Below are 23,786 nucleotides of genomic sequence, written 5' to 3'. Positions count from 1 at the left end.
CAAATGACTGAAGCCACGCAGTTCCATAAAAATACGATCGCGATGAACGAGGCGCTGATCCTCAGTTCGTTGCGCCAGCAAGAATTCGTCGACACAGCAGACGCATTGAACGTTAGACTGCAACTCGAAATCACTGAGCGAAAGCTAGCGGAGGCAACGCTAAGCGCGAGCGAGGCGAGATTTCGGATGCTCTTCGAGTTCATCGACGAGGGCTTCTGCACACTCGAAAAGCTCGTTACCCGCGCCGGCGCGCCCAGCGACTTCCGCTACCTCTCCGCCAATGCCGGTTTTGAGAAACAAACTGGTGTCGGCGGCGTCGTCGGCAAGACCATTCGGGAAGCGTTTCCTGACGAGCCCCAGGAGTGGTTCGACACCTACGACGCCGTCATGGCGACGGGAGAGCCGATTCGTTTCGAGCGCGAGCTGGCGTCGCAAGGGCGGACACTGGAGTTGTTCGCTTTTCGCTTCTTGGATGGGGCCGTCCTGAAAATCGGTGTGATCTTCCTCGATGTGAGCCTGCGCAAACATCATGAGGAGCAGCAGGATCTGCTCCTCAAAGAGATGGATCACCGGGTCAAAAACCTGTTCGCCATCGTTGGGGGAATGGTGGCGTTGAGCGCCAAGTCGGCGACCACGCCCAAGGAACTGGCCGAGACAATTCAAGGCCGGCTCGGCGCGCTCGCCAGCGCCCACCAGTTGATCAGACCGCGGCTTGCGGCGGCCCCGGCCGAAAAGCGGGAAACCACCTTGGGCGAATTGGTCCGGCACGTGCTCTCGCCCTACGTCGATCCGGCGGGGACGGGCGAAGGCGCGCGCACCGAAATCGACGGGCCGGAGATCGCGATCGGCGCGGAGGCCGCCACGAACGTCGCGCTCGTCGTGCATGAGTTGGCGACGAACGCAGCCAAGTACGGCGCCCTCTCGGTCCCCGGCGGGCGTGTCCGCATTTCGTGGGCGGTGGCCGAGGGCCGCCTCGCTCTCTCGTGGCAAGAGAAGGACGGACCCGTGATCGAGGCCCCGCCCGACCGAGAGGGCTTCGGCAGCGTGTTGGCCCGCAGAAGCGTCAACGGGGGGCTCCGCGGGGACCTGATTTTCCACTGGAATCCCGATGGGTTGGTGGCCCTTCTTTCAGCAGAAACGGAACGTTTGGCACTTTGAGCGCTTACCCGTATGCGACGTTTTCCAACTTCGCGTCGCGGCGCCTTAATTGCTCAACCACTATCAGTCCTCGTGGCCGAGGATCAGCCGCCCATTGCCTTGGACATGACGCTCGTCGTGGAGGGCGCCGGCGGCAGAGTTCTCGGTCATGGCCCGGACTGCCATGTCCCGATCGGTGAACATTCCCACCAATCGGTCGTTCTCACCGACCGGCAAGAGACCGGCGTCGTTCTCCTTCATGGTCCGCGCCGCGTCCCCGATGGTGTCGTCCAGCGCGCAGACGCGCACATCGGTGCTCATGCATTCGCTGACGTTCATGTCGATTGTCCTTCGCTGACCAGAACTGCCTGATGAAGCAACCGTTCAGACACTTGAGAGACGACAACATGGATCAGTACACGTTTCGATAGAGCGGAGGTCGAGGCGGACCTGTGCCTTGCCTTGGCTCGGTGGCCTCGCGAAAGCCACCAGGAGGACGTCATGAACAGGCACTTGCCTCGGGCCGCGCGCCCAACACGCTGCCGGCCGGCATCGGCGGGCAGCGGCCGCTTGAGGGACGCGACCATCGCTGGTGAGGCCCCGGACATTCTGAAGGGCGAAAACACGGTGGAGGGCGGTGTCGAGAACAACGCCGGTCTCGTCGGCGGCGTCGATTCTGAACAGCGCCGCCGAAGCAAGTCCCTGAGGGTTCCGCCATGTTGGATCTGACCCATGCCCGCGAGTTGATGGTCGATCGCCAGATTCGGCGTCGCGGGGTGAATGACGACTACGTGCTGGCGGCGATGAGCGAGGTCCCACGCGAGATCTTTGTGCCTGAAGGCCTGCAGGAGTTCGCCTATGAAGACTCGCCGCTGCCGATCGAAGCCGGACAGACCATCTCCCAGCCCTATATTGTCGGGCTGATGGTTCAGGCCGCCGCGATCCGTCCAGGCGACCGGGTGCTCGAGATCGGCGCCGGGTCAGGCTATGCGGCAGCGGTGATGAGCCGAATCGCCGACCAGGTCTTCGCCGTCGAACGCCACGACGCCCTCACAGAACTCGCCCGAGAGCGCCTGCAGCGTCTGGGTTATGACAACGTCGAACTGCGCACCGGCGACGGCACGCGTGGCTGGCCCGAGGCGGGACCGTTCGACGCGATTCTGGCGGCAGCCGGCGGTCCGGCGATCCCTCAGGCGCTGAAGGACCAACTCGACCTGGGCGGGCGTCTGGTCATGCCGGTAGGCGAGAGCCAGGCCGAGCAGCGCCTGGTCAAGATCACCCGGGTCAGCGCCAGCCATTTTGAGGAGGACGACCTGGGCGGGGTCCGCTTCGTTCCGCTGATCGGCGAGCATGGCTGGCCGGAGGCTAAGAATGAGCCCCGCCGGGACGCCGAGCCACGCAGCTTCCGCAAGGTTGAGCCGGAGCCTTCAATCTCGGCGCTGATCCGCGCGGCCGCCGAGCCGCTGCCAGACCTCGACGACCCTGCCTTCGGCTCGCTGTTTGACCGTTTCTCCGAGGCGCGCGTGGTGCTGCTCGGCGAGGCCAGCCACGGCACCTCGGAATTCTACCGCGCCCGCGCCGCCATTACCCGCCGGTTGGTCGAGCATCACGGCTTTACGATCGTCGCGGTCGAAGCGGACTGGCCGGATGCGGCCAGCCTGGATCGCTACGTCCGCCAGCGCCCGTCGCCGACGCATGCGCAGCCGCCATTCCGGCGCTTTCCGACCTGGATGTGGCGCAACACCGATGTCGAGGCCTTCATCGAGTGGATGCGCGGCTGGAACGAGGGGCGGCCGGCTGAAGCGCGCACGGGCTTCTACGGCCTCGACCTGTACAATCTGTCCGGCTCGATCCAGGCCGTGCTGGATTACCTAGACCGGGTCGATCCCGAGGCGGCCAAGGTCGCGCGCGAACGATATGGCTGCCTGACGCCCTGGGCCACGGAGCCGCAGGGCTATGGTCGCATGGCTTTGACCGCCGGCTACTCGCGGTGCGAACAGGACGTGGTCAGGACCCTGACGGAGATGCTGGAGCGACGCCTCGAGTATACAGCCCAAGACGGCGACAGCTTCCTCGACGCCAGCGCCAACGCGCGGCTGGTCAAGAACGCGGAGGCCTACTATCGCGAAATGTATTACGGCGCCGCTGCGAGCTGGAACCGGCGCGACACTCATATGTTCGAAACGCTTTGCGCCATCCTCGACGCCAAGGGACCGGACGCCAAGGCGGTGGTCTGGGCCCACAACTCGCATATCGGCGATGCGTCCAAGACCGAAATGGGCTTGGTCCGGGAAGAGCTCAACATCGGCCAGCTGTGCCGCGAGCGCTTTGGCCGCGACGCCGCCCTGATCGGCCTTGGAACGCATGCCGGCACGGTCGCCTGCGCCAGCGACTGGGGCGAGCCGATGGAGGTCAAGCCCATCAACCCTTCACGACCCGACAGCTACGAGCGCCTGGCCCACGACAGCGGGGTCAGACGCTTCCTCCTCGACTTGCGCGAGGGTGTGCATGAACCGCTGCGACAGCTTCTGCTCGCTCCCAAGCTGGAACGCTTCATCGGCGTTATCTACCGGCCGGAAACCGAGCGCTGGAGCCACTATTCGGGCTGTTCCCTGCCGCAGCAGTTCGACGCCTGGGTCTGGTTCGACGAGACTACTGCTGTCACGCCCCTGCCCACGCGCCAGTTGGAAGGCGAGGACGAAACCTGGCCGTTTGGTCTCTGATCAACCCGACCTTCTGATCTGACGAGGAAGAGAGGCCTGCTGTGTCTCAACGGCAGGGCTCCCCTCAGCAACGGCTCCCGCCTGACGACGACACGGGGGGTGTACGGCCTGACGCAGTCAGGTCGGGAAATGCTATAGACGCAGGCAAGGCGACGGCAGATGTAGTGACGCTCGCGGACCATGGCACGGGCGCCGTCCACGCCGAAGGGCCGGACAATATCAACAGCATCTTCGACCGCATGGCGCGCGGCGAGATCGAAGGCCGGTTGGCGCTGGACTGGTCGCCATCTTGGTCCTGGGCATGGCGGCCCAAGCTTCGCCAAACCCAAGCCGCTGCGGTCTTCGCAGACGTTTTGGCGCCAGGCGATCGCCCAGTGCGATTGCGGGATCTGCCATGCCGTGGACGCCCGGCCCAGCCCGCTGGCCGATGCGCCGCCGTTCGCGACCTTGTATCGGCGCTGCCCGCCAGGCGGTCTTGACCAGATCCTGACCGAAGGCATGCTGGCGCCCAGCCGCAACCCGGGGAGGGCTCTGCCGAACGCCATCCGCGCTTGCCGACGGTCGAACTGGGTGACGAGGAAGTTGCTCAGTTGAAGGCCTCTCTCCGGAGCCTTGATCCTCGGCCTGGGACCAAGCTGGGGAAGGCGGCGCATTGAGAAGCCGTCTCGCGGAGCGCCGACAGCGCCTGCGGCGGCCAAGTTTTTTTTCCGCGATTGAGCAAGATCAAGTTCATCGGCGCGGCGCGGCGAGATCATCGGACAACGAACAGGAGGTTCGCGTCATGACCGTTCTTCAACTGGCCTTCGTCATCTTGAATATCGCCGCATTCGCGACCGTCGTCCTGACCTTGAGCGCGGTGTCGGTGCAGGCCGCCGTCGGCGAAGGGACGGTCATGCGCAGGTCAACAAGGCCCTGGGACGGGAGAACCGAACGATGACCCGCCGGCCTTCCTTCAAGCTTCAAGCCGCTTTGGTCGCGGGTCTTGTCGTTCTGGCCGTGGCGTCGGCGGCCGGCTGCCAACTGCGGCAGTTTCGTCAGCCCCATCACGAGCCAGCCATTCGGCCGCTGAGCGTTCGCTAGCCCTAGGACGTCCAAGGAGCCTTCCCGATGCCTATCCTTGCGGACATGCCCATCGACGCCCCTCGGATCATGGGGCGCGACGGGTGAAGCGACGATCGGCGCGGCGGTTATGCCTTGACCCGCGCTGGATCTTTCCAACCGTCGCGCTGGCCGCTCCGCTGGCGAGCGGCGCCTCGGCGTCGCTGTTACAGTTTCGCCCTGCTCGCCTGAGGCGGCTTGACTAGCGGCTTCGGCGCCCTGCTGGCGCATCCGCGATGCGCCGAACGGCCAGAGCCTCACCCTGGTCGTGCTGGTCGTGGCTGGGGCCCAGGCCTTGGCGCTGCTGGCCCTCGCCAGCCTCGCGACGACCGCAGGATGGCGCGCGCGAATACGGGCGCTGCTTTCGCTTTGCGGGCCCTTGGCCTTGGTGATCCTGGCCGTCAACGCCATGCCCGACTGGCGCAGCCTCGGGGCCGCCTTGGCGGTGGCGCTCGATCGGAGCGTCGCGCACCAAGATAGGGAACCAGGGGGAAATCGGAGAGTTCAGTGGAGGTGCCGCTTGCCCTGAGCGATCCCGCTTGTGGCGCTTAACTCGCTTATGGCCTCGTTTTATGGCCTGGTTTCAAGGAACGCATCCAGGCAGCCTCCAACAGGGTCGGATTGCCAATGAACCGTCTTCTGCTCGTGCCCCTGGCCTCCGTTAGCATGACCGCCGCCGCCGCGAACGCTGCATCTCCGGCCTCGACGCTGAAGGGCCACGAACTCGCAGCCCAGGCCAAAATCACGCTCGTAGCCATGGCAAGGAGCTCGAGGTCGGGGTCGATGCCACGACCGGAAACGCGCCTGAGAACGGTTCCGAGACATTGGTCAAGGAAGCCCAGGAAGCCGTTGGGAAGGTCACCGCAGAAGTATTAAAAGCATCTCGGCGCATCGCCAGCATCGGCTTTTGGCGAGCGGGCATCTGGCTATTTCTGGCGCGAACCCGCCGCCAGGGCCATCGATCCGATGGCCACTCTCCACCGAGCATGGGCGGGTGCAGTGAGAGTAGCTTAGATTTCTGACCATCAGCTTTGGGTTGGGCTGAAGCGGTTCCCCGCGCCGCTCCGGCTCAGCATTCAGTAGATGTCAGGCCAAGCGCTTGATGTCGCTCAAGGCAGGGTGGGAGCCAGGGGTAGAAGAGTGAATGAAGCAGGAGCGACCGCCCTGACCTATGCCAGCATTCTCGCCATCCTGACCAGCGGCCCCGACGATGCCGTCGTCCTATCCGCTGGCGCGCAGTTTGTCCGCGGACAAGGCGGCGAAGTGAGGGCCATGCTGGCCCTGCCCGCGGTCTCCAGCCTGATGTTCTCGGTTGGAATGTCCGGCGGCTATGTCAGCCAGGAGATCGTCGCTCTCATCCAGCAGGCCAATGACGACGCTCGTCGCAAGACCGAGGCGTTGGTCTGCGAGACGTCCAAGCGCGAGGGCCTTACACTCGACGCAGCCGACGGTCGCATTGTCTTACTACCGGAGCGGTCGATGGCCGAGTCGGACATGCTGGGCGAGACTCCGCTCTGCGATCTCATCATCGTCGGCCAATCGACGTTCAAGAGCCTAGGGCTCTGGAGCGGCCTGGTTTCTGGGGCGTTGATGCAGGCCAGGCTGCCATTCTACATCGCGCGCCGGGTGGCGCCCGAACATGGCGTCGCCGCGATCGCCTGGGATGGAAGCCAAGGAGCCGGTCGCGCGGTGCGTGCTGCTCTGCCGCTGCTGACCGCCGCATCGAAGGTAGTCCTCCTGCAGGATGCCGACCACATCAGCGCCACCGATCGTCTCGCCGCAGACCTGACAAGTCTGGGGGCCTACCTCAAGCTCCACGGCGTCAAAAACATCCTTGCCGTTAGCCAGTCTGGGCTGAGCCGTGGCGGCGGCCTGGGCGCAGCCGCGCGGCAAGCCCGCGCTGATGTGCTCATCGCCGGCGCGTTCAGCCATGCGCGCGCCATGGAGGCCCTTTTCGGCGGCGCCACCGACGACATGCTGCTGCAGCCCGCAGGCGATTTCAACCTGCTGCTGGTCCACTAGCCAGGTCACCCCTAGGCGCGTCTTTGCCCCGCCGAGCGATGCAGCGCTGCTTGAGAGCATCCGCCGATGAGGGCGCGCAGGTTTTTCATGGGTCAAAGTTTCTTACTTCCCACGAACCTGGAAGTTTGCCTCCTGCTCCGGTTATACTTGGACGAAAATGGGTGTGCTTCTCACCATGGATCTGACGCCTCTTAGCGTCCCAACGCTGCGCATTGGCGCGCTCGTCAATACGTCGAGCGGTGGCTACGCACCCGGTTTCGAAAACGAGTTGGAAGCCGTGCTGAAGGAGATGGGCTGCCGGGTAGCCAAGATCTGGTGTGTCCGGGGCGAGGCCGTGGACGCCGCATTGCAGGAGGCCCGGTCTCTTCAGCTCGCCGTCCTAATCGTGTTGGGAGGCGATGGCACGCACCGCGCCGCCGCCGAGGCGTTTCCGATTGGTGGCCCTTACCTGGTCCCACTTCCCGGCGGGACGATGAACAGACTACCCAAGGCCCTCTATGGCGCTCTCAGTTGGCAAGACGCGCTGGGCGCAACACTAGCGGCGCCTACCGTGCAATCGATTGGCGGCGGACGCATAGGGGAGAAGCCGTTTTTTGTTTCCGCCATCATCGGCAATATCTCCCTGTTCGCCGAAGCTCGCGAGGCCCTTCGGGATGGCGATATCGGCGAGGCTGTTCGCGAAGGCCTTGAGGCGATTGGCAAGAGTTTCGAGGGATCCCTGCACTACGATTTCGAAGGCCAATCCGGCCAGGCGCAGGTCGTGTATGTTGGATGTCCGCTAAAGCCGATGGGCCTAAAACCCGATATCGTGGCCTTCCGCGTTGCAGTGATCACGCGCGATGGGGCTCTCGACGCCCTAATGCTGGCGCTACGAAAAGTTATTCCGGGGGCGGCAGCAGATCAAATGATCCGGAGCGCCAATGTCCGGCACGTGGAAGTACGATCGGACGAGCCCATGTCGGCGGTTCTCGACGGCGAAACCGTCGATCTAGGCAAAGTCGCCATCGTGGACTTGGTGCAGGCGGCTTTCAACGCCCTAGTCCCCCGTACACTGCCGGATCCTGCACAACTCAAGCGGGGGCGCTCCCTAGGTTGAGAATGTAGGCGATGACGTCTTCGCGATGACGCCACCGTCGGTCAGGCTCCAGACCGCCCACGATCACGTGGAATCGGTGCCCACCATTGCCTGGTACGGCTGCCCACGATCACTGGAATGCGCACGTGTCCGTAGCGGCTGGTCGTGCAGCCATTCCACGAAGAGAGCCGCAACGCCGGCCAGTCGAGGTCATCTTGTAGGCGCCCACCATGATTTCGATCAAGCCCATCATCGATCGGTATCGACAGCCAGATCGGGTCTCGACGCTTGGTGGTCACGACGCTAATCCGGCGCCTCCATGGTCTGTGCCGCTTCACGTAAGGAACCCGGAACGACACGAACCGGCGATCGCCACGGACCGAGCCGCATCTTCGGAGTCATCCTGGCCCTAATGCCTGTCGACGTGAATCAAAGCGGCTCGCGCAGCACGACGCTTACTTGCGCTGGGATTACCCGCAGCAGCCTTTGCCAAGGTCGCGCGTTGCTAAACCACCAGCCAATAGAGGTCCTGCGCGATGATCACCTTCAACGTCGTCAAAGAGAGGCACGGATGGGCCATTCGGCTGGGTGAGGGCATGTCGACGCCATTTTGGTCAAGGGATTTGGCCGTTCGAGAGGCGAACTGCATCGCCGATGCGATCGGCCGTCACGGCGAGCGTACTGAGGTGGTCGTCGAACCCTCCGATCACCATGAGCGGGCGCGGGGTTGAGTTAGCCCGCCCACAAAGAGCGCAACGCCGCAGTTGCTGGGTAGGACTGTGGCGCACCAATGACTCCCCGCCCGGTAGAGGGCCTGCAACATCATGCGTTACGAGACAAATGCTCCCTCGCGCGAGCGCCGACTGCGCCACGGGTCGGATTTGATCGCTCCGCTCCACGGCTTGCTCGCAAGCGCTCGACAGAGACCCCCCTGGGACGACGGAGCCCCCATCCGCGCCGAACTTTTCAGCGTCGATCGGCTTGAGGAGCACGCGAGAAGCCTGGCGTCCGCGCAGGCCGTGACGCCTCGCGAGGTGAAGGGCGCTTCGCTCGCGAAGCGGCTCGCCGACAACGAGGTTGTGCTCCTGTCAGCCTACCGTGACGTCTCTGACGCAATCGACGCGGGCGCAGCCATCACGCCCGCAGCCGAATGGTTGATCGACAATTTCCATGTCGTCGAAAAGCAGATTCGTGAAGTCCGGGGCGATCTGCCGCCGGGCTATTATCGGCAGCTGCCCAAACTTGCAGGGGGGCCCTTGGCGGGGTACCCGCGGGTCTTCGGGGTGGCCTGGGCGTTCGTGGCCCATACCGACAGTCTCTTCGATCCCGAAATCCTGCGTCGCTACCTCCGCGCCTACCAAGAAGTTCAGCCGCTGACCATCGGCGAGCTTTGGGCCGTCGCCATCACGCTCCGGATCGTTCTTGTCGAAAACCTCAGACGGATCGCCAAGCGAGTCATGGACAGCCGCGCCGGTCGCCGGAGCGCCGACATACTGGCTGACCGACTACTGGGTGCCAGGGGCCGTGAACCTGAACCGGCCGCGGCTGTCCTTCAGTCGCATCCCAAAATGACCTTCCCCGACGCCTTTCTGGTGCAACTAGTCCAGCGGCTCCGCGATCAGGATCCTAGCATCTCACCGGCGTTAGACTGGCTCGAAGAACAACTTCGACGAGCGGGAACGACCGCTGACGCCGTCGTCCGCGATGAGCACCAGAGGCAAGTGTCCGGCAGTGTCACAGTGCGAAACATCATCACCAGCATGCGTCTGATCTCTGACGTGGATTGGACGGAGCTGTTCGAGCGCGTCAGCCTGGTCGATGAAGTGTTTGAGGCCGGAAGCCCCTTTGGGGACATGGATTTCCCGACACGAAATCTCTACCGCAGCGCCGTCGAGCACCTCGCACGCAGCTCCGATCTCACCGAACTTGAAGTCGCGCATCGGGCCGTGGCGGCTGCGTCACGAGCGCTAAAGACCGACCAAGATGCGAGCGACGCTCGGATGGCCGACCCAGGCTACTATCTGATCGCTGGAGGTCGGGCCGGGTTCGAAGCGGCGATCGGCTTTCGACCGCCTGCCCAAGCCTGGCCGGGACAGTTCTATCGCACGTTGGGGATCGGAGGCTATGTCGCCGCGGGCGCCGCGGTCGCAGCCAGTCTCTTGGCCATTCCTCTAGCCATCGCGGCCGCAAGCGGCCTCGGCGCGACCTCGCTACTTGTGCTTGGGGTTCTGGGACTGATCCCGGCGGTGGACGTCGCCGTCGCCATCGTGAACCACGTGGTGACGCAAGGATTTCGGGCCACCCTGCTGCCAGCGATGGCGTTACGTGGCGGGATCAGCGCGGATCTCCGCACGCTGGTGGCAGTGCCCACTCTCCTGACTTCGCTCTCGGAGGTCGGGGAATTGGTCGCCCGCCTGGAGGTTCACTACCTGGCGAGCCCCCCGGGGGACCTCCACTTTGCGCTGCTGTCGGACTGGTCCGACGCGACGAGCGAGCACGTAGGGGGCGACGAAGAACTATTGGCCGCAGCCAAGGAAGGCATCGACCGTCTGAATCGACGGTACGGGCCAGCTGCGGGCGGAGAGCGCTTCCTGCTGCTGCACCGGCGGCGGGTCTGGAATAAGGGCGAAGGACGCTGGATCGGTTGGGAGCGTAAGCGCGGAAAACTTTGTGAACTCAATAGGCTTCTTCGCGGTGCTTCGAACACGACATTTCTCTCGCCGCCTGTTGTGCCATCAAGTGTCCGTTTCGTCATCACCCTCGACTCAGACACACGCCTCCCGCGCGAGACCGTCGGTCGACTCATCGGCAAGATGGCCCATCCTCTCAATCGACCGCGCTTCGACGCTGAGCTAGGCCGGGTCGTCGAGGGCTACGCCGTGCTGCAGCCGCGGGTGACGCCGGCGCTTCCGGTCGGGCGCGAGGGCTCGCTGTTCCTTCGTATCTTCTCCGGCGCTTCCGGCATTGATCCTTACGCGGCCGCCGTGTCCGACGTGTACCAAGACCTGTTCGGCGAAGGGTCTTACACGGGTAAGGGCATCTACGATGTAGACGCCTTCGAGGCGGCGCTTGCAGGCCGTGTCCCCGAATCCAGCCTCCTCAGCCACGACTTGTTCGAGGGGATTTTCGCCCGCGCTGGACTCGCCTCGGACGTGGAAGTCGTGGAGGAGTTTCCCGCCCGTTATGAGGTCGCCGCCCAGCGTCACCATCGCTGGGTCCGGGGGGACTGGCAACTTCTGCCATGGATCGTTGGGCGCGGGCCGAAGGGGGCCTCCCATCGGCCGCGACGCGGCGTTCCCGCTATCGGGCGCTGGAAGATGCTCGACAATGTCCGACGTTCGCTCTCTGCGCCCTCGATCGTCATCGCGCTTATCGCCGGTTGGGCCCTTCCCATCCACGCCGCCGCGACCTGGACGATCTTCATCCTGTCGACGATGGCCCTGCCGCCCCTAATCCCGGTGATAATCGGGCTCGTCCCGCGTCGGCCCGGCGTGGCGCTTCGCAGCAATCTCCGCGCCCTGGACGCGGAGATTCGTGTCGCGCTTATCCAGGTCGGCCTGATGATCGTCTTTCTCGCGGACCAAGCCTGGCTGATGGGAGACGCCATCGCCCGCACCCTGATCCGCCTCGCGCTGACCCGCCGCCACCTGCTCGAATGGGTACCGGCGGCCCAGGCGGCGTCGGGTTCTAGCTTGGGGGTGCGCGGCTCCTACAAGCGGATGGGCGGCGCGGTGCTAACCGGCGCCGCAGCCATCAGCGTGGCGTGGATTTGGGGCCACGGCACTTGGCCCCTGGCCTTGGCGTTTGCGCTCGCCTGGTTCGCCTCCCCGGCGGTGGCGTTTTGGGCGAGCCTCTCGCCTCGGGTATTGGGCCGGCGTCCGTTGGCCGAGGCGGACGCCCGGTCCTTGCGATTGATCGCCAGACGGACATGGCGCTTCTTCGAGGACTTCGTCACGCCCGCCGAAAATGCCTTGCCGCCAGACAACTTCCAGGAATCGCCGGAGCCTGTGGTGGCCCACAGGACCTCACCAACCAATATCGGCCTTTACCTGTTGTCGGTCGCTAGCGCGCGGGACTTCGCCTGGATCGGAACCGTCGAGGCCGTAGATCGGCTGGAAGCGACCCTGGCCACCATGGCTCGCATGGCTAAGCATCGCGGTCACCTGTACAATTGGTATGATACGCGTGACTTGCGTCCGCTCGATCCGCAGTACGTATCCTCGGTCGATAGCGGCAATCTGGCCGGACATCTGATCGCTTTGGCCAACGCCTGCGGTCAATGGCGAGGGGACACGTTACCAGAACAGCGGCGGTTCCAAGGTGTCGCCGACGCTCTAGACTTGGTCCGGGACGAGGCACGTCGATTGCGCGATCTGCGCGATCTGCGCAAATCGCAAGACGTGTCGTTGCGGAGGCTAGGCGAAGAGATCGAACGTCTCGCGGGCGGTCTGCTTGAAGCAACCGCGCTCGGCGGCACGGTTGAAGGGCGTGTTGAGAAATTCTCGGAGCAGGCTGCGATCCTGGGGGACGCGGTTCGTGAAATTGTCCTTGAAGAACACGACGACGCTGGCGCGGATCTGCAGTTCTGGGCGGACGCCGTAGGCGCCTGCATTGAAAGTCATGGGCGTGATCGCCGGGCGCCTTTGGCCGCTCCGCTTGTAGCAAGACTTCAGGCGCTTGAAGATGCCGCGCGGTCGATGGCGATGGCGATGGAATTTGGCTTTCTGATCGACCCCGACCGCCTTCTGCTATCGATTGGGTATCTGCCGTCCGAGGGCGCGCTAGATCCGAGCTGTTACGACCTCCTTGCTTCTGAGGCTCGGCTGGCAAGCTTCATGGCGATCGCTAAGGGCGACGCGCCCGCCCGCCACTGGTTTCGCCTGGGCCGCGCTGTGACGCCGGTGGCCAATGGCGCGGCGCTGATCTCGTGGTCCGGATCGATGTTCGAGTACCTGATGCCGTCCATCGTCATGAGGGCGCCGGCGGACAGCCTTGTCGAACAGACCAATCGGCTCGTCGTCCGCCGTCAGATTGACTACGCGGCGACACGGGGGACCCCGTGGGGCGTATCGGAATCTGCCTACAATGCGCGCGACCTCGACTTAACCTATCAGTATTCCAACTTCGGCGTGCCTGGCCTCGGCCTAAAACGCGGGCTCGCCGACAACGCCGTCGTTGCGCCTTACGCCACCGCCCTTGCTTGCATGATCGATCCTCAGGCGGCAGCGCGCAACTTCGAGCGCCTCGAAGCTCTCGGCGCGCGCGGTCGCTATGGATTCGTCGAAGCGCTGGACTTTACCCCGGCCCGGATCCCGGACGGCGGGACTGTCGCCTTAGTGAGCGCTTTCATGGCGCACCACCAGGGTATGACGATCACTGCGATCGCCGATACCCTGCTGGATGGCTTGATGCGCAGCCGCTTCCACGCAGAGCGCATGGTGCAGGCGACGGAGCTCCTTCTGCAGGAGCGGGCGCCTCGCGAGGTTACCGCGACGCCGCCGTTGGTTTCCGAGACCACCTCTGAAGCGAAGGTCCGCGAGATTGAAGGGCCTGCTGCTTGGCGCAACACCAGCCCGCATAGCGCCACCCCCGCCACGCAGTTGCTGTCAAACGGCCGCTACGCGGTCATGCTGACGGCCGCGGGATCTGGCTACAGCGCCTGGGGGGATCTAATGGTGACCCGCTGGCGAGAGGACGCCACCAGCGATGACTGGGGCTCGTACGTCTTTCTGAAAGACGTCGCCAACGGGGACGTCTGGACGGCGGCGTACCAGTCGATCGGGAGCGAGCCGGAGGCTTACGAGGTCACGTTCAACGAGGATCGGGCCGAGTTTGCCCGCCGAGACGGGGCATTCGCGACCAATCTCCAGGTGCTTGTCTCTGCGGAAGACGACGCAGAGGTGCGCCGGGTGACGATCTCAAACCTCAGCGATAGCGCCCGCGAAGTCGAGGTCACATCCTACGCCGAACTGGTTCTGGCGCCCCAGGCCTCTGACGTGGCGCACCCGGCCTTCTCCAAGCTGTTCATCGAGACCGAGCACCTCGCCGGATTGGGCGCCATTCTCGCTACGCGGCGGCAGCGGTCGCCGACGGAGCCTCAGGTCTGGGCAGCGCACTTGGCGGTTGTCGATGGCGAGGCCGTGGGCAAACGTGAGTTTGAGACAGACCGAGCGCGATTCCTCGGTCGTGGCGGCAGCATTCGTGCGCCCGGCGCTATCATGAGCGGCCGGCCGCTTTCAGGCGCCACCGGCGCGGTGCTCGATCCAATCTTCGCACTGCGCCGGCGTGTACGGATCGCGCCCGGGGCGACAGCTCGCATTGATTTCTGGACGATGGTCGCCTCGTCCCGCGAAGCGGCGCTAGATCTGGTCGACAAGCACCATGACGTGGGCGCGTTCCAGCGCACGGCGGTTCTGGCCTGGACCCAGGCCCAAGTGCAATTACACCACCTTGGCATCAATCGAAACGAAGCGGGCCAGTACCAGCGTCTTGCCGGTCACATGCTCTACGCCGCGCCGATGCTGCGTCCGCCATCTCAGACCATCGGCAGCGGGAGTGGCGGTCAGCCGGGTCTGTGGTCTCTGGGGATTTCCGGCGACTTGCCGATCATTTTAGTCCGGATCGATGACGTCCATCAGCTGGGTCTCGTGAAGGAGGCGCTTCAGGCCGTCGAGTATTGGCGGATGAAGCAACTCGCGGTCGATCTAGTGATCCTCAACGAGCGCGCTTCATCCTATGTACAAGAACTGCAGATCGCGCTTGAGACCTTGGTGAGGGCGAGCCAGTCCCGGCCACAGATCGGCGACAAGCGGCCACCTGGGCACACCTTCATGCTTCGGTCGGACCTTGTTCCGCCCGAGGCCCGAGCCCTCCTTGGGTCGGTCGCGCGGGTCGTACTGGTAGGCGACCGCGGGCGGCTGGTCGATCAACTCGAGCGAGCTTCAGACGCCGGGCTTGCGCGACGCGTCCCTCCACGGCGTCCTCTCGCCACCTCCCAGCTTCAAGTGTCGCGTCCGGCGCCGGGAGTGGAATTTTTCAACGGACTTGGTGGCTTCGCCGAAGACGGCCGAGAATATGTGACGATCCTGGGGCCAGGCCAGTCAACGCCCGCCCCCTGGATCAACGTAATCGCCAATCCAGGCTTCGGCTTCCAGGTGTCGGCGGAGGGTGGCGGCTACGCCTGGTCGGTGAACAGCCGCGAACATCAGCTAACGCCCTGGTCGAATGACCCGGTGACCGACCGACCTGGTCAGGCCTTCTATCTGAGAGACGAGGATAGCGGAGATCTGTGGAGCCCCACAGCGCTGCCGATCAGGGATGAAGCGGCGACCTATGTTGCGCGGCATGGCTGGGGGTATAGCCGGTTTGAGCATACCTCTCACGGGATCGCCGCCGAGCTGCTGGAGTACGTGCCGCTCGCCGACCCGCTGAAAATCTCCCGGCTGAAACTGCGCAACCTCACTGGCCGCGCAAGGCGCCTCTCGGTGACAGCGTATGTCGAGTGGGTGCTCGGACCCTCACGGGCGGCAGCGGCGGCATTCGTAACGACGCGGGTCGATGCTGAAAGCGGTGCGATACTTGCGAACAATCCGTGGAACCCGGCGTTTGGCGAACGGGTCGCCTTCGCCGATCTTGCGGGACGCCAGACGGCCTGGACGGGTGACCGGCGAGAGTTTATCGGCCGAAATGGGACGCTGGCTTGGCCTGCGGTCCTGGCCAACGGCACGTTGCTTTCGGGGCGGGTCGGCTCCGGCCTCGACCCCTGTGCCGCTCTACAGACCACGGTCGAGATTGCGCCGAACGGAGTCGTCGAGATCGATTTCTTCCTCGGCGACGCTCTGGACGAGACCGAGGCGCGGTCACTGATCGCCCGCTACCGCGAGACCGATCTGGACACGGTGCTCTCCGACGTCCGGGTCTTCTGGAACGATATCGTCGGCACGGTTCAGGTGAAGACCCCCGACCGGTCGATGGACATCATGCTCAATGGCTGGCTGACCTATCAGACCCTTGCCTGCCGGGTCTGGGCCCGGTCGGGGTTCTACCAGGCCAGCGGGGCCTACGGGTTCCGCGACCAGTTGCAGGACTGCATGGCCCTCGCCACGGTGCGGCCATCGATGACCCGTGAGCACCTGCTGAGAGCCGCGAGCCGGCAGTTCGGGGAGGGCGATGTCCAACACTGGTGGTTGCCTCATTCCGGCCAAGGCGTGCGGACGCGGATCTCGGACGATCGGGCCTGGCTCGCCTATGCAGCGGCGCACTACATCAAGGTGACTGGTGACGCCGCCATACTGGATGAAGTGCGACCCTTCCTGACCGGTCCGATGCTTGAGCCGGGCGAGGGCGACAGCTTCTTCCTGCCGACCGTAAGTGATGAACTCGGCAGCCTCTACGAACATTGCGCTCGCGCCCTGGACGCCAGTCTGGCGGTCGGCCGCCACGGACTGCCGCTGATCGGCGGCGGCGATTGGAACGACGGCATGAACCGCGTCGGGGAGGGCGGAAAGGGTGAGAGCGTCTGGCTCGGCTGGCTATTGTACGCCGCGCTGGGCGACTTCGCAGACGTCGCTATGACCCGCGGTGACAAGGCGCGAGTCGCGAAGTGGCGGGCGCACACCAAGGCGCTGAGCGACGCCCTTGAACGCGAGGCCTGGGATGGCCACTGGTATCGGCGAGGCTGGTTCGACGATGGCTCCCCGCTCGGCTCGGCGACCAGCGAGGAGTGCCGCATCGACTCCATCGCCCAGTCGTGGGCGGTCCTGTCCGGCGCTGCGCGGCCGGACCGCGCGGCCCAGGCGATGGAAGCCGTTGATCGCGAATTGATTCTGCCAAACGACAGACTGGCCTTGCTGTTCACGCCGCCGTTCGATCATTCGGCGCCCGACCCCGGCTATATCAAGGGCTATCCGCCGGGCCTGCGCGAGAACGGCGGGCAGTACACCCACGCCGCCCTATGGTCCGTGATGGCTTTCGCGGGCCTGGGGGAGGGCGACAAGGCCGCCGCCCTCTTCGGGCTGCTTAACCCGATCAACCACGCTCGTACACGCACCGACATGCATCGCTATAAGGTCGAGCCCTATGTGGTCGCGGCCGATGTCTACGCCGCACCAGGCCACGTGGGGCGGGGCGGCTGGACTTGGTACACGGGCTCGGCCGGCTGGATGCAGCGCGCTGGCGTCGAGAGCATCCTTGGGCTTCGGATTGAAGGCGGCTTGCTACGGCTCGACCCCTGTATCCCAGGGTCCTGGCCTGGCTTCAATATGACATTACGTCATGGTGCGTCACACTACGAAATCACGGTCGAAAACCCGCAGGGCGTGCAGCGGGGGGTCGCGGTCGCCGAATTCGATGGCGTGGCGATCGCGGCGAGGCCGGTGTCAGTCCCCCTGGATGACGACGGCGCCGTTCATCGCCTCGTCGTCCGGCTCGGGTGATCGATCAGGGCTGCAAGGCGAGACCGTGGACCTCATCAATCCGATGGCGGCCCGGGGCCCTGAGTGGTGACGGGCAGGCCAATTCGATCCGCATCAGAGGCCGCAGGTGCGGGACGCGGGAGCCAAAGGAGATAGAAGCTGATGTTAGGCGATGTCGATCCAGGGCTCACCTCATATGTGGACGACCCCCTCCTCGCAAGTTGATAGGCAGTCGTTTGGATTAGATCTGTAGGGTCCCGGAATGAGGTGGCGCGGGTTGATCTTGAAGATTGACGGGCCTTTCGTCCAGGCCTCGCAGATCACTTGGTAGGGTGTTCGCCATCGCAGGACTTCAGGTGCTTGGCGAAGTTGTAGGCGGTGACGAAGACCACGACATGGACCTTGAGGCTTTCCAGGTCGTCGTAGTGGTAAATCTTCACCGTGGCGTCCTTGATGGTGCGGTTTATCCGCTCGGCTTGGACGTTGGTCCACGGATAGTAGGGCTTGGTCAGCCTATGCTCGATACCGGTTTCGATGCAGACGCGGCCGAAGATGTGACCGCCGGCGGAGCTGTGGCCTTGGCTATCGCGATATGTGGGCAGGTCGGCGAAGGCCATGCCGTCGTCGGTAAGCACGATATGGATCTTGTAGGGGAAGGCCTCCACGAGGTTCCTGAGGAAGGCTGAGCCTGCCATCTTGCCGGCTTTGTCGTGGAACTCGACGTAGGTGAACTTCGAGACCCGGTCGATGGCCAGGAACATGATCAGCTTGCCGTCGGCATGGCGCAGCTCGCAGCTGTCGATGTGGACATAGCCGATCTCGTAGGTCTTGAACCGCTTGCGCTTGTCCTTGGTCTCTTCGACCGGCAGCCGGGAGATGCAGTGGCGCTGCAGGCAGCGGTGCAGAGCGCTGGGGCTGAGGTTGGGAATGGTGTCCCTCAGGCAGCCGAGCACGTCGTCCAGCGGCAGCAGCGTCTTCTGCCGGAAGGCCACCACGATGGCTTCCTCGGCCGGCGTCAGAACCGGCTTTTGGCAACCTTCGGCCCCATAGGCGCATCGGCCGTCGTCGTGCGCTGGCGCCACTTGCGTACCGTCTTGGGGTTCACGCCGTAGCGGGCGGCAAGGGTCCGGCTACTCTCTTGCGACGCTTGGAACTCGGCTCGAACACGCGGTGTCGTGCGGGCGCCGCCGTGAAGAACGCTTGCCATAGGCCATCCTCCTCCTGACGAGACAGGACCGATGATGCACCATCAGATTCCGGGACTACACACCTATTACCAGCTTCCCCGATTGCCTGATTCAGGATTCAGCGTTGGGGATGGTTCCCAAGGCTGCTGTGGTCCGGTTGCGTCCGGAAGATCGTATTGTTCTGGAGGCTCGGGTTCGGGCCCCGACGTCGCAGCAGCGTGACGTGCTTCGGGCACGGATAGTGTCGCTGGCTGACGAAGGGCGCTCGACGCGTTCGATCGCCAAGGCGGTGGCGGTGATGCCGCGCACGGTGAGCCTTTGGCGCGGTCGCTGTGCGCGTGAGGGGCTTGCGGGACTGGCGGAAAGGCCGCGCCCCGGGCCGCTGGCCAAGTACGACGACCATACCGGACGGCGGGTTCTGGCGGTTTTGGATCGGCCGCCGCCGGCGGGGTTCGCCCGCTGGACGGGGCCGCTGATCGCCGCCGCGTTGGGGGATGTGCATGCCCAGCACGTCTGGCAGGTGCTGCGCGCACAAAAGCTCGACCTGGCGGCCAGCAAGTCCTGGTGCGGGAGCCGCGATCCGGATTTCGTGGCCAAGGCCGCAGACGTGGTCGGGCTCCACATGGCGCCGCCCGAAAATGCGGTGGTGATCTGTGTTGACGACAAGCCGTCGATTCAGGCCCTGAAATTGCCCAACGGCCGGGCGCTCAGCGGCCATAGCCACGACGACAAGCGCCACGGCACAGTGAGGTGGCGCCGGTTCTCCGCACGGTTTGGCGGCTTGGCCAAGGTTGGTTCGGGTTCAGATCACGCCGCCAGTTTGGGCTCGAGGTTGGCCCTATCCGGGGCGAGCCCCGGATAGGGCGGCGCCTGGATTTGGCCACAGGCCTCGTCGGGGGTGGCCCCGGCAAGAGCCGAGTGGGGCCGGTTGGTGTTGTCGTAGCCGATCCACTTGGTCAGGCCGGCCCGCGTCTCCGATCCGGTCTCGAAGGCGTGGATGTAGGCGCACTCATATTTGAGGCTGCGCCAGAGCCGCTCGATGAAGACATTGTCCATCCAGCGGCCGCGGCCGTCCATGGAGACCCGCACGCCGGCGTCCTTCAGCACGTCGACGAAGCGGGGCGAGGTAAACGGGCTGCCCTGGTCGGTGTGGAAGATCTCTGGCGGCCCAGGTACAGGAAGCCCCGCCGCATCGGGATGTACGTAATGTCGGCGCACCAGACCTGATTGGGCTTGTCGATGGTCAGCCCGCGCAGCAGGTACTTGCAGGCCCGGTGCTCCGGGTGCGGGATCGTCGTACGCGGCTTCTGATAGATCGGCGACAGGCCCATCCTGGCCATCAGCCTGCGCACCCGCATCCGGCCGACCCTGTAGCCTTGGCGGCGGAGATGGCGGGCCATCTGGCGCGAGCCGTACCAGGGCGTCTCCAGGAACGCCTCGTCGATCAGCCGCATCAGCGCCAGGTTCAGCGGGGTCTCGCCCGGCGGCTGGTAGTAGAAGGCCGAGCGGCTGATCGACACCAGGGCGCACTGGCGCTGGATCGAGATCTTCGGGTCGTTGGGGTCGATCATCGATCGCCTCCCCTCGGTCGCCTCGGCCTTGCCCGACAACACCCCGGAAAGCCCCTCGATGGCCTGTTTGCGCCACGCCGCGATCATCGTCTGATGGACGCCGTGCTTCGCCGCCAACTGCGACAGGGTCAGCTCCCCCTTCAACGCCTCCAGCGCCACCTTGGCCTTCAAATCAGCCGCGTACCGCTTCCGCTTCCCAGTCATAAAGTCCGCCCTTCATCGAGGTCGAACCTACCTTGGCCAACTGTCCGAATTTCCGGCGCCGCCTCATTGGTCAACAGCGACCACGCCGAGGCCGGCGATTATGTGGCGATCACGGTGACCGACACGGGCCTCGGCGTGCCGCCCGACGTGCTGCAGAAGGTTTTCGACCCCTTCTACACGACCAAGCCTCTGGGGGAGGGCTCCGGCCTGGGGCTGTCGATGATCTATGGCTTCATCCAGCAGTCCAGGGGCCACGTTGTCATTGACAGCAAAGAGGGATGGGCCACCACCATCCAGCTTTTCCTTCCACGTCATCAAGGTCCCGTGGAGCCGACGGCTCCGATCGACGAGGCCTTCGCACCGGCCGGCGCCGGCGAAATCGTTCTCGTTATCGAGGATAGCGCCGCTGTGCGCCTGCTGGTGATGCAGGTGCTGGAGGAGCTTGGCTATCGGGGCATCGAGACCGCGGATGGTCGCCAGGCTGTGCCTATCCGTGAACCCTCGATGCATATCGACCTGTTGATCAGCGACGTGGGCCTGCCGGGCCTGAACGGGCGACAGCTGGCCGAGATCGCCCGCGAGAGCCGGCTGCAACTTCCGATCCTGTTCATGACGGGCTACGCCAGGCAGGCCGCCGACCAGGCGGCTTTCCTCGACGGCGGCATGGAGATCATCAGCAAGCCGTTCGCCATCGAACAGCTCGGTCGTCGCATCGGTGAAATCCTGCGGCGCAACATCTCCTGAGGTCCACGACCGGATCCCGATGCGGCGAATCCCAAGTGGGAAATTGGCGCCTCAGCCGAACGATAAATTCAGGAACCTTGTCGGGTTGAAAAGTCTTTCTCTCCCACCTCTGGGAGATCCAAGACATGCTGAAATCAATGACGGGCCTTGCGCTGGCCGCGACACTGCTGGCCGCCTGCGGCCAGAAAAACGCCGACCATGAAAAGGTCGAGGGTCCCGCCGTCTCCACGGCTGAAGCGCCGACCAACGCCGCTGTCGACACGGCGCCGACGACCGGTGAAACAGGTCCCACGCCGGGCGCCAGCTCCTACACCGCCGACCAGGCGCGGGCCGCGATTGAGAAGGCTGGATACACCGAACTTGGTCCGTTGAACCAGAACGCCAACGGCGTCTGGCAGGGCAACGCGACCAAGGACGGCAAGCAGGTCAGCGTTTCGATCGACTACAAGGGCGCGATCACCACGCTCTAGCTCTGACTAACCGCACCACAATCCATAAAAACCATAAAAATCTCGGGAAAAAGCCATGAGCAAGACGATTACCCGGCTGTTCGACAGCCATACCCAAGCCATTGACGCGGTTTCCGACCTGGAAGCCCGCGGCATTGATCACGACAAGATCAGCCTGGTCTCCAACAACACCGATAAATGGCACGACGGCCACGCGCACGCCGGCGGGGCGCCTGGCGCTGACGGTCCGCTTGGCGATCGTAATGGCGACGGCGAGAACGATGTCGCCGACGGTGCTGGCAAGGGCGCGGCCACGGGCGGCGTCATCGGCGGCGGCGCGGGCCTGCTGGCCGGTCTTGGCATGCTGGCCATTCCGGGCCTGGGTCCAGTCGTGGCTGCGGGCTGGTTGGCGGCCACCGCCGTCGGCGCCGTGGTCGGCGCCATGGCTGGCGGCGCGACCGGCGGCCTGCTGGGCGCGCTGAAGGAAGCGGGTCACAGCGACGAAGAGGCCAATGTCTATGCGGAGGGCGTGCGCCGCGGCGGCGCCTTGGTCAGCGTCAAGGCGCACGACGACGAGATCGCGACCGTCGAGACCATCCTCAATGAGCGCCGTGGTGTCGACGCAACTAGCCGTGGTGGAGCCTATCGCGACACGGGCTGGACCGGCTTTGACTCGGCCGCAACACCTTATAGCGCCGACCAGATCGGTCGGGAGCGCACCTTGTACGGCGAAGATCGGGCTTTCAACTCGAATGATGAAGTCGCCGTCACGGACGACGAGTTGAGCCGCAGCGATCGTCCGGCCGCGCCGCCGACCACACGGTCCTACTGATCAGGCGCCGCATCCCCGGTTCGCCGGGGGTGCGGTCGTATCAGACCCAGAGGCCGTAACGAATCGTGATGCGACTTTATGCTGCACTGCAGCATTGTCTTGCTGGGCTCGTTAGCGGCCCGGGCGGACATACCGATGCAAGGCCTTGGCGAAACCACCGCGATGCTGGCGCGCCTGCGCCGTTCGATGCCCGGTTTGCTGAATCCTGCCGTTACCTCGCCGGACGGAATGGTGGACACTGAGACCTTCGGTGAGAACCCCGGTGCGCTACGCATGCTATCCTACTCGCCACCCGGCCTACCCCCGGGCGCGCCCTTGGTGGTCGTGCTCCATGGCTGCACCCAGAACGGTCAGGGTTACGCGCGCGACGCTGGCTGGATCACCTTAGCCGATCGCCTGGGCTTTTCCGTGCTGGCCCCCGAACAGCGGGCCGCCAACAATCCCAATCGTTGCTTCAACTGGTTTGAGCCAGGAGACACTCGGCGCGGCCAGGGCGAGGCCGCCTCGATCGCCGCCATGGTGACTACCGCGCTGGCGGCGTGCGAAGGCGATCCTCGCCAAGTGTTCGTCACCGGCCTGTCAGCGGGCGGAGCGATGAGCGCGGTGATGCTCTCCGCATACCCCGAGATGTTCGCGGGCGCGGCGATCATCGCCGGATTGCCCTATGGCGTGGCGCGCGGCGTTCCCGACGCGCTGCGGGTGATGGGCCAGGGAGACGGGCGCTCGGGCGCGGCCCTGGGCGGTCTGGTGGCCCGCAAGACAGGGGCGACCCTCAGGCTGTCGATCTGGCACGGCGACGCTGACTATACCGTCAATCGGGCCAATGCCGAAAATCTTGCCGATCAGTGGACAGCGGCGACGGCGCTGGACGGCGGGTCGGCGACGATCGAGCGACTGAAGGGCAGGACCCGTTCGGTCTGGCGGGGCGAGACTGGCGGTTCGGTGGTCGAACTCAACATCGTCCACGGCCTGGGTCACGGTACGCCGCTCGCGACCAAGGAAGCGGACGGGATTGGCCGTCCGGCGCCCTACATGCTGGAGGCGGGCATCTCTTCGACGCAGGAGATCGCGCGATTCTGGGGCTTGGGCGCCGGTGTGGCGCGTCGGGCTGAGGCGGGGCAATCCCCCGTGCGGCCGGAAGAGCAAGACGCCGCCGCCGAGGAGGCTCCCGTGCAGAAGTTGGGCCAGGACGCCGGTCCCGCGCGACCTTCGGGTGTGGCGGCGCAGGTGCTGGACGCGGTATCGGCCCACGTGCCAGCCGATGTGCGCGCGGTCATTGCCAAGGCGTTGCGCGCCGCCGGACTCATGACCTGATCGGCTGCGGCGCAGCA

12 protein-coding genes and 3 pseudogenes are annotated in these 23,786 nt (G+C 64.9%); 11 read left to right on the top strand and 4 right to left on the bottom strand.

Annotated features, from left to right (window positions below):
- Positions 1 to 3 precede the first annotated feature (3 nt).
- Positions 4 to 1,158 (top strand): sensor histidine kinase, encoded by a 1,155-nt coding sequence (locus ACP7AG_RS02335; protein ID WP_426011351.1) that lies wholly within the window; start codon positions 4 to 6, stop codon positions 1,156 to 1,158.
- Between the two features lie 63 nt (positions 1,159 to 1,221).
- On the opposite strand, the gene ACP7AG_RS02330 is transcribed toward ACP7AG_RS02335, so the two are convergent.
- Complete coding sequence (locus ACP7AG_RS02330) at positions 1,222 to 1,476, bottom strand: CBS domain-containing protein (RefSeq protein ID WP_426011352.1); 255 nt, start codon at positions 1,474 to 1,476, stop codon at positions 1,222 to 1,224.
- A gap of 377 nt (positions 1,477 to 1,853) precedes the next feature.
- Between ACP7AG_RS02330 and ACP7AG_RS02325 the strand changes: the two genes are divergently transcribed.
- Complete coding sequence (locus ACP7AG_RS02325) at positions 1,854 to 3,860, top strand: protein-L-isoaspartate(D-aspartate) O-methyltransferase (protein WP_426029654.1); 2,007 nt, start codon at positions 1,854 to 1,856, stop codon at positions 3,858 to 3,860.
- 792 nt (positions 3,861 to 4,652) lie between these two features.
- Here the strand turns inward: ACP7AG_RS02325 and ACP7AG_RS02320 are convergent.
- The gene (locus tag ACP7AG_RS02320; RefSeq protein WP_426029653.1) at positions 4,653 to 4,904 is read right to left on the bottom strand and encodes a hypothetical protein; all 252 of its coding nucleotides are present in this window, start codon (positions 4,902 to 4,904) and stop codon (positions 4,653 to 4,655) included.
- A 1,194-nt stretch (positions 4,905 to 6,098) separates the two neighbouring features.
- On the opposite strand from ACP7AG_RS02320, the gene ACP7AG_RS02315 reads away from it, so the two are divergent.
- The 4 genes from ACP7AG_RS02315 to ACP7AG_RS02300 all read left to right on the top strand — a co-directional run bounded on the left by ACP7AG_RS02315 (position 6,099) and on the right by ACP7AG_RS02300 (position 17,489).
- Positions 6,099 to 6,980 carry a hypothetical protein gene (locus ACP7AG_RS02315; RefSeq protein ID WP_426029652.1) on the top strand — a complete coding sequence of 294 codons (882 nt, stop codon included), beginning with the start codon at positions 6,099 to 6,101 and terminating at the stop codon, positions 6,978 to 6,980.
- Positions 6,981 to 7,143: 163 nt separating this feature from the next.
- Positions 7,144 to 8,076, top strand: a complete 933-nt coding sequence (locus ACP7AG_RS02310) for a diacylglycerol/lipid kinase family protein (protein ID WP_426029651.1) — start codon at positions 7,144 to 7,146, stop codon at positions 8,074 to 8,076.
- A 515-nt stretch (positions 8,077 to 8,591) separates the two neighbouring features.
- Complete coding sequence (locus ACP7AG_RS02305) at positions 8,592 to 8,786, top strand: hypothetical protein (protein WP_426011358.1); 195 nt, start codon at positions 8,592 to 8,594, stop codon at positions 8,784 to 8,786.
- A 93-nt stretch (positions 8,787 to 8,879) separates the two neighbouring features.
- Positions 8,880 to 17,489: a GH36-type glycosyl hydrolase domain-containing protein gene (locus ACP7AG_RS02300; protein ID WP_426029650.1), complete on the top strand. Its 8,610-nt coding sequence runs from the start codon at positions 8,880 to 8,882 to the stop codon at positions 17,487 to 17,489.
- A gap of 171 nt (positions 17,490 to 17,660) precedes the next feature.
- Here the strand turns inward: ACP7AG_RS02300 and ACP7AG_RS02295 are convergent.
- Positions 17,661 to 18,675 (bottom strand): annotated as a pseudogene (locus ACP7AG_RS02295) (IS481 family transposase).
- A gap of 110 nt (positions 18,676 to 18,785) precedes the next feature.
- Here ACP7AG_RS02295 and ACP7AG_RS02290 point away from each other — a divergent pair.
- Positions 18,786 to 19,400 (top strand): annotated as a pseudogene (locus ACP7AG_RS02290) (helix-turn-helix domain-containing protein); the annotation flags it as partial.
- A 62-nt stretch (positions 19,401 to 19,462) separates the two neighbouring features.
- Here the strand turns inward: ACP7AG_RS02290 and ACP7AG_RS02285 are convergent.
- Positions 19,463 to 20,430 (bottom strand): annotated as a pseudogene (locus tag ACP7AG_RS02285) (integrase core domain-containing protein).
- A gap of 66 nt (positions 20,431 to 20,496) precedes the next feature.
- On the opposite strand from ACP7AG_RS02285, the gene ACP7AG_RS02280 reads away from it, so the two are divergent.
- The 4 genes from ACP7AG_RS02280 (at position 20,497) to ACP7AG_RS02265 (ending at position 23,769) form a co-directional block, all read left to right on the top strand.
- Positions 20,497 to 21,174 (top strand): response regulator, encoded by a 678-nt coding sequence (locus ACP7AG_RS02280; protein WP_426029649.1) that lies wholly within the window; start codon positions 20,497 to 20,499, stop codon positions 21,172 to 21,174.
- A gap of 125 nt (positions 21,175 to 21,299) precedes the next feature.
- The gene (locus tag ACP7AG_RS02275; protein WP_426029648.1) at positions 21,300 to 21,644 is read left to right on the top strand and encodes a hypothetical protein; all 345 of its coding nucleotides are present in this window, start codon (positions 21,300 to 21,302) and stop codon (positions 21,642 to 21,644) included.
- Positions 21,645 to 21,699: 55 nt separating this feature from the next.
- Positions 21,700 to 22,455 (top strand): hypothetical protein, encoded by a 756-nt coding sequence (locus tag ACP7AG_RS02270; RefSeq protein WP_426029647.1) that lies wholly within the window; start codon positions 21,700 to 21,702, stop codon positions 22,453 to 22,455.
- Positions 22,456 to 22,590: 135 nt separating this feature from the next.
- Positions 22,591 to 23,769, top strand: a complete 1,179-nt coding sequence (locus ACP7AG_RS02265; protein WP_426029646.1) for an extracellular catalytic domain type 1 short-chain-length polyhydroxyalkanoate depolymerase — start codon at positions 22,591 to 22,593, stop codon at positions 23,767 to 23,769.
- Positions 23,770 to 23,786 lie beyond the last annotated feature (17 nt).

The sequence above is a fragment of the Caulobacter sp. DWP3-1-3b2 genome, assembly GCF_049896325.1.
In the GTDB taxonomy this organism is placed as follows: domain Bacteria; phylum Pseudomonadota; class Alphaproteobacteria; order Caulobacterales; family Caulobacteraceae; genus Caulobacter.
This window is presented reverse-complemented; position numbering and strand designations above follow the sequence as displayed.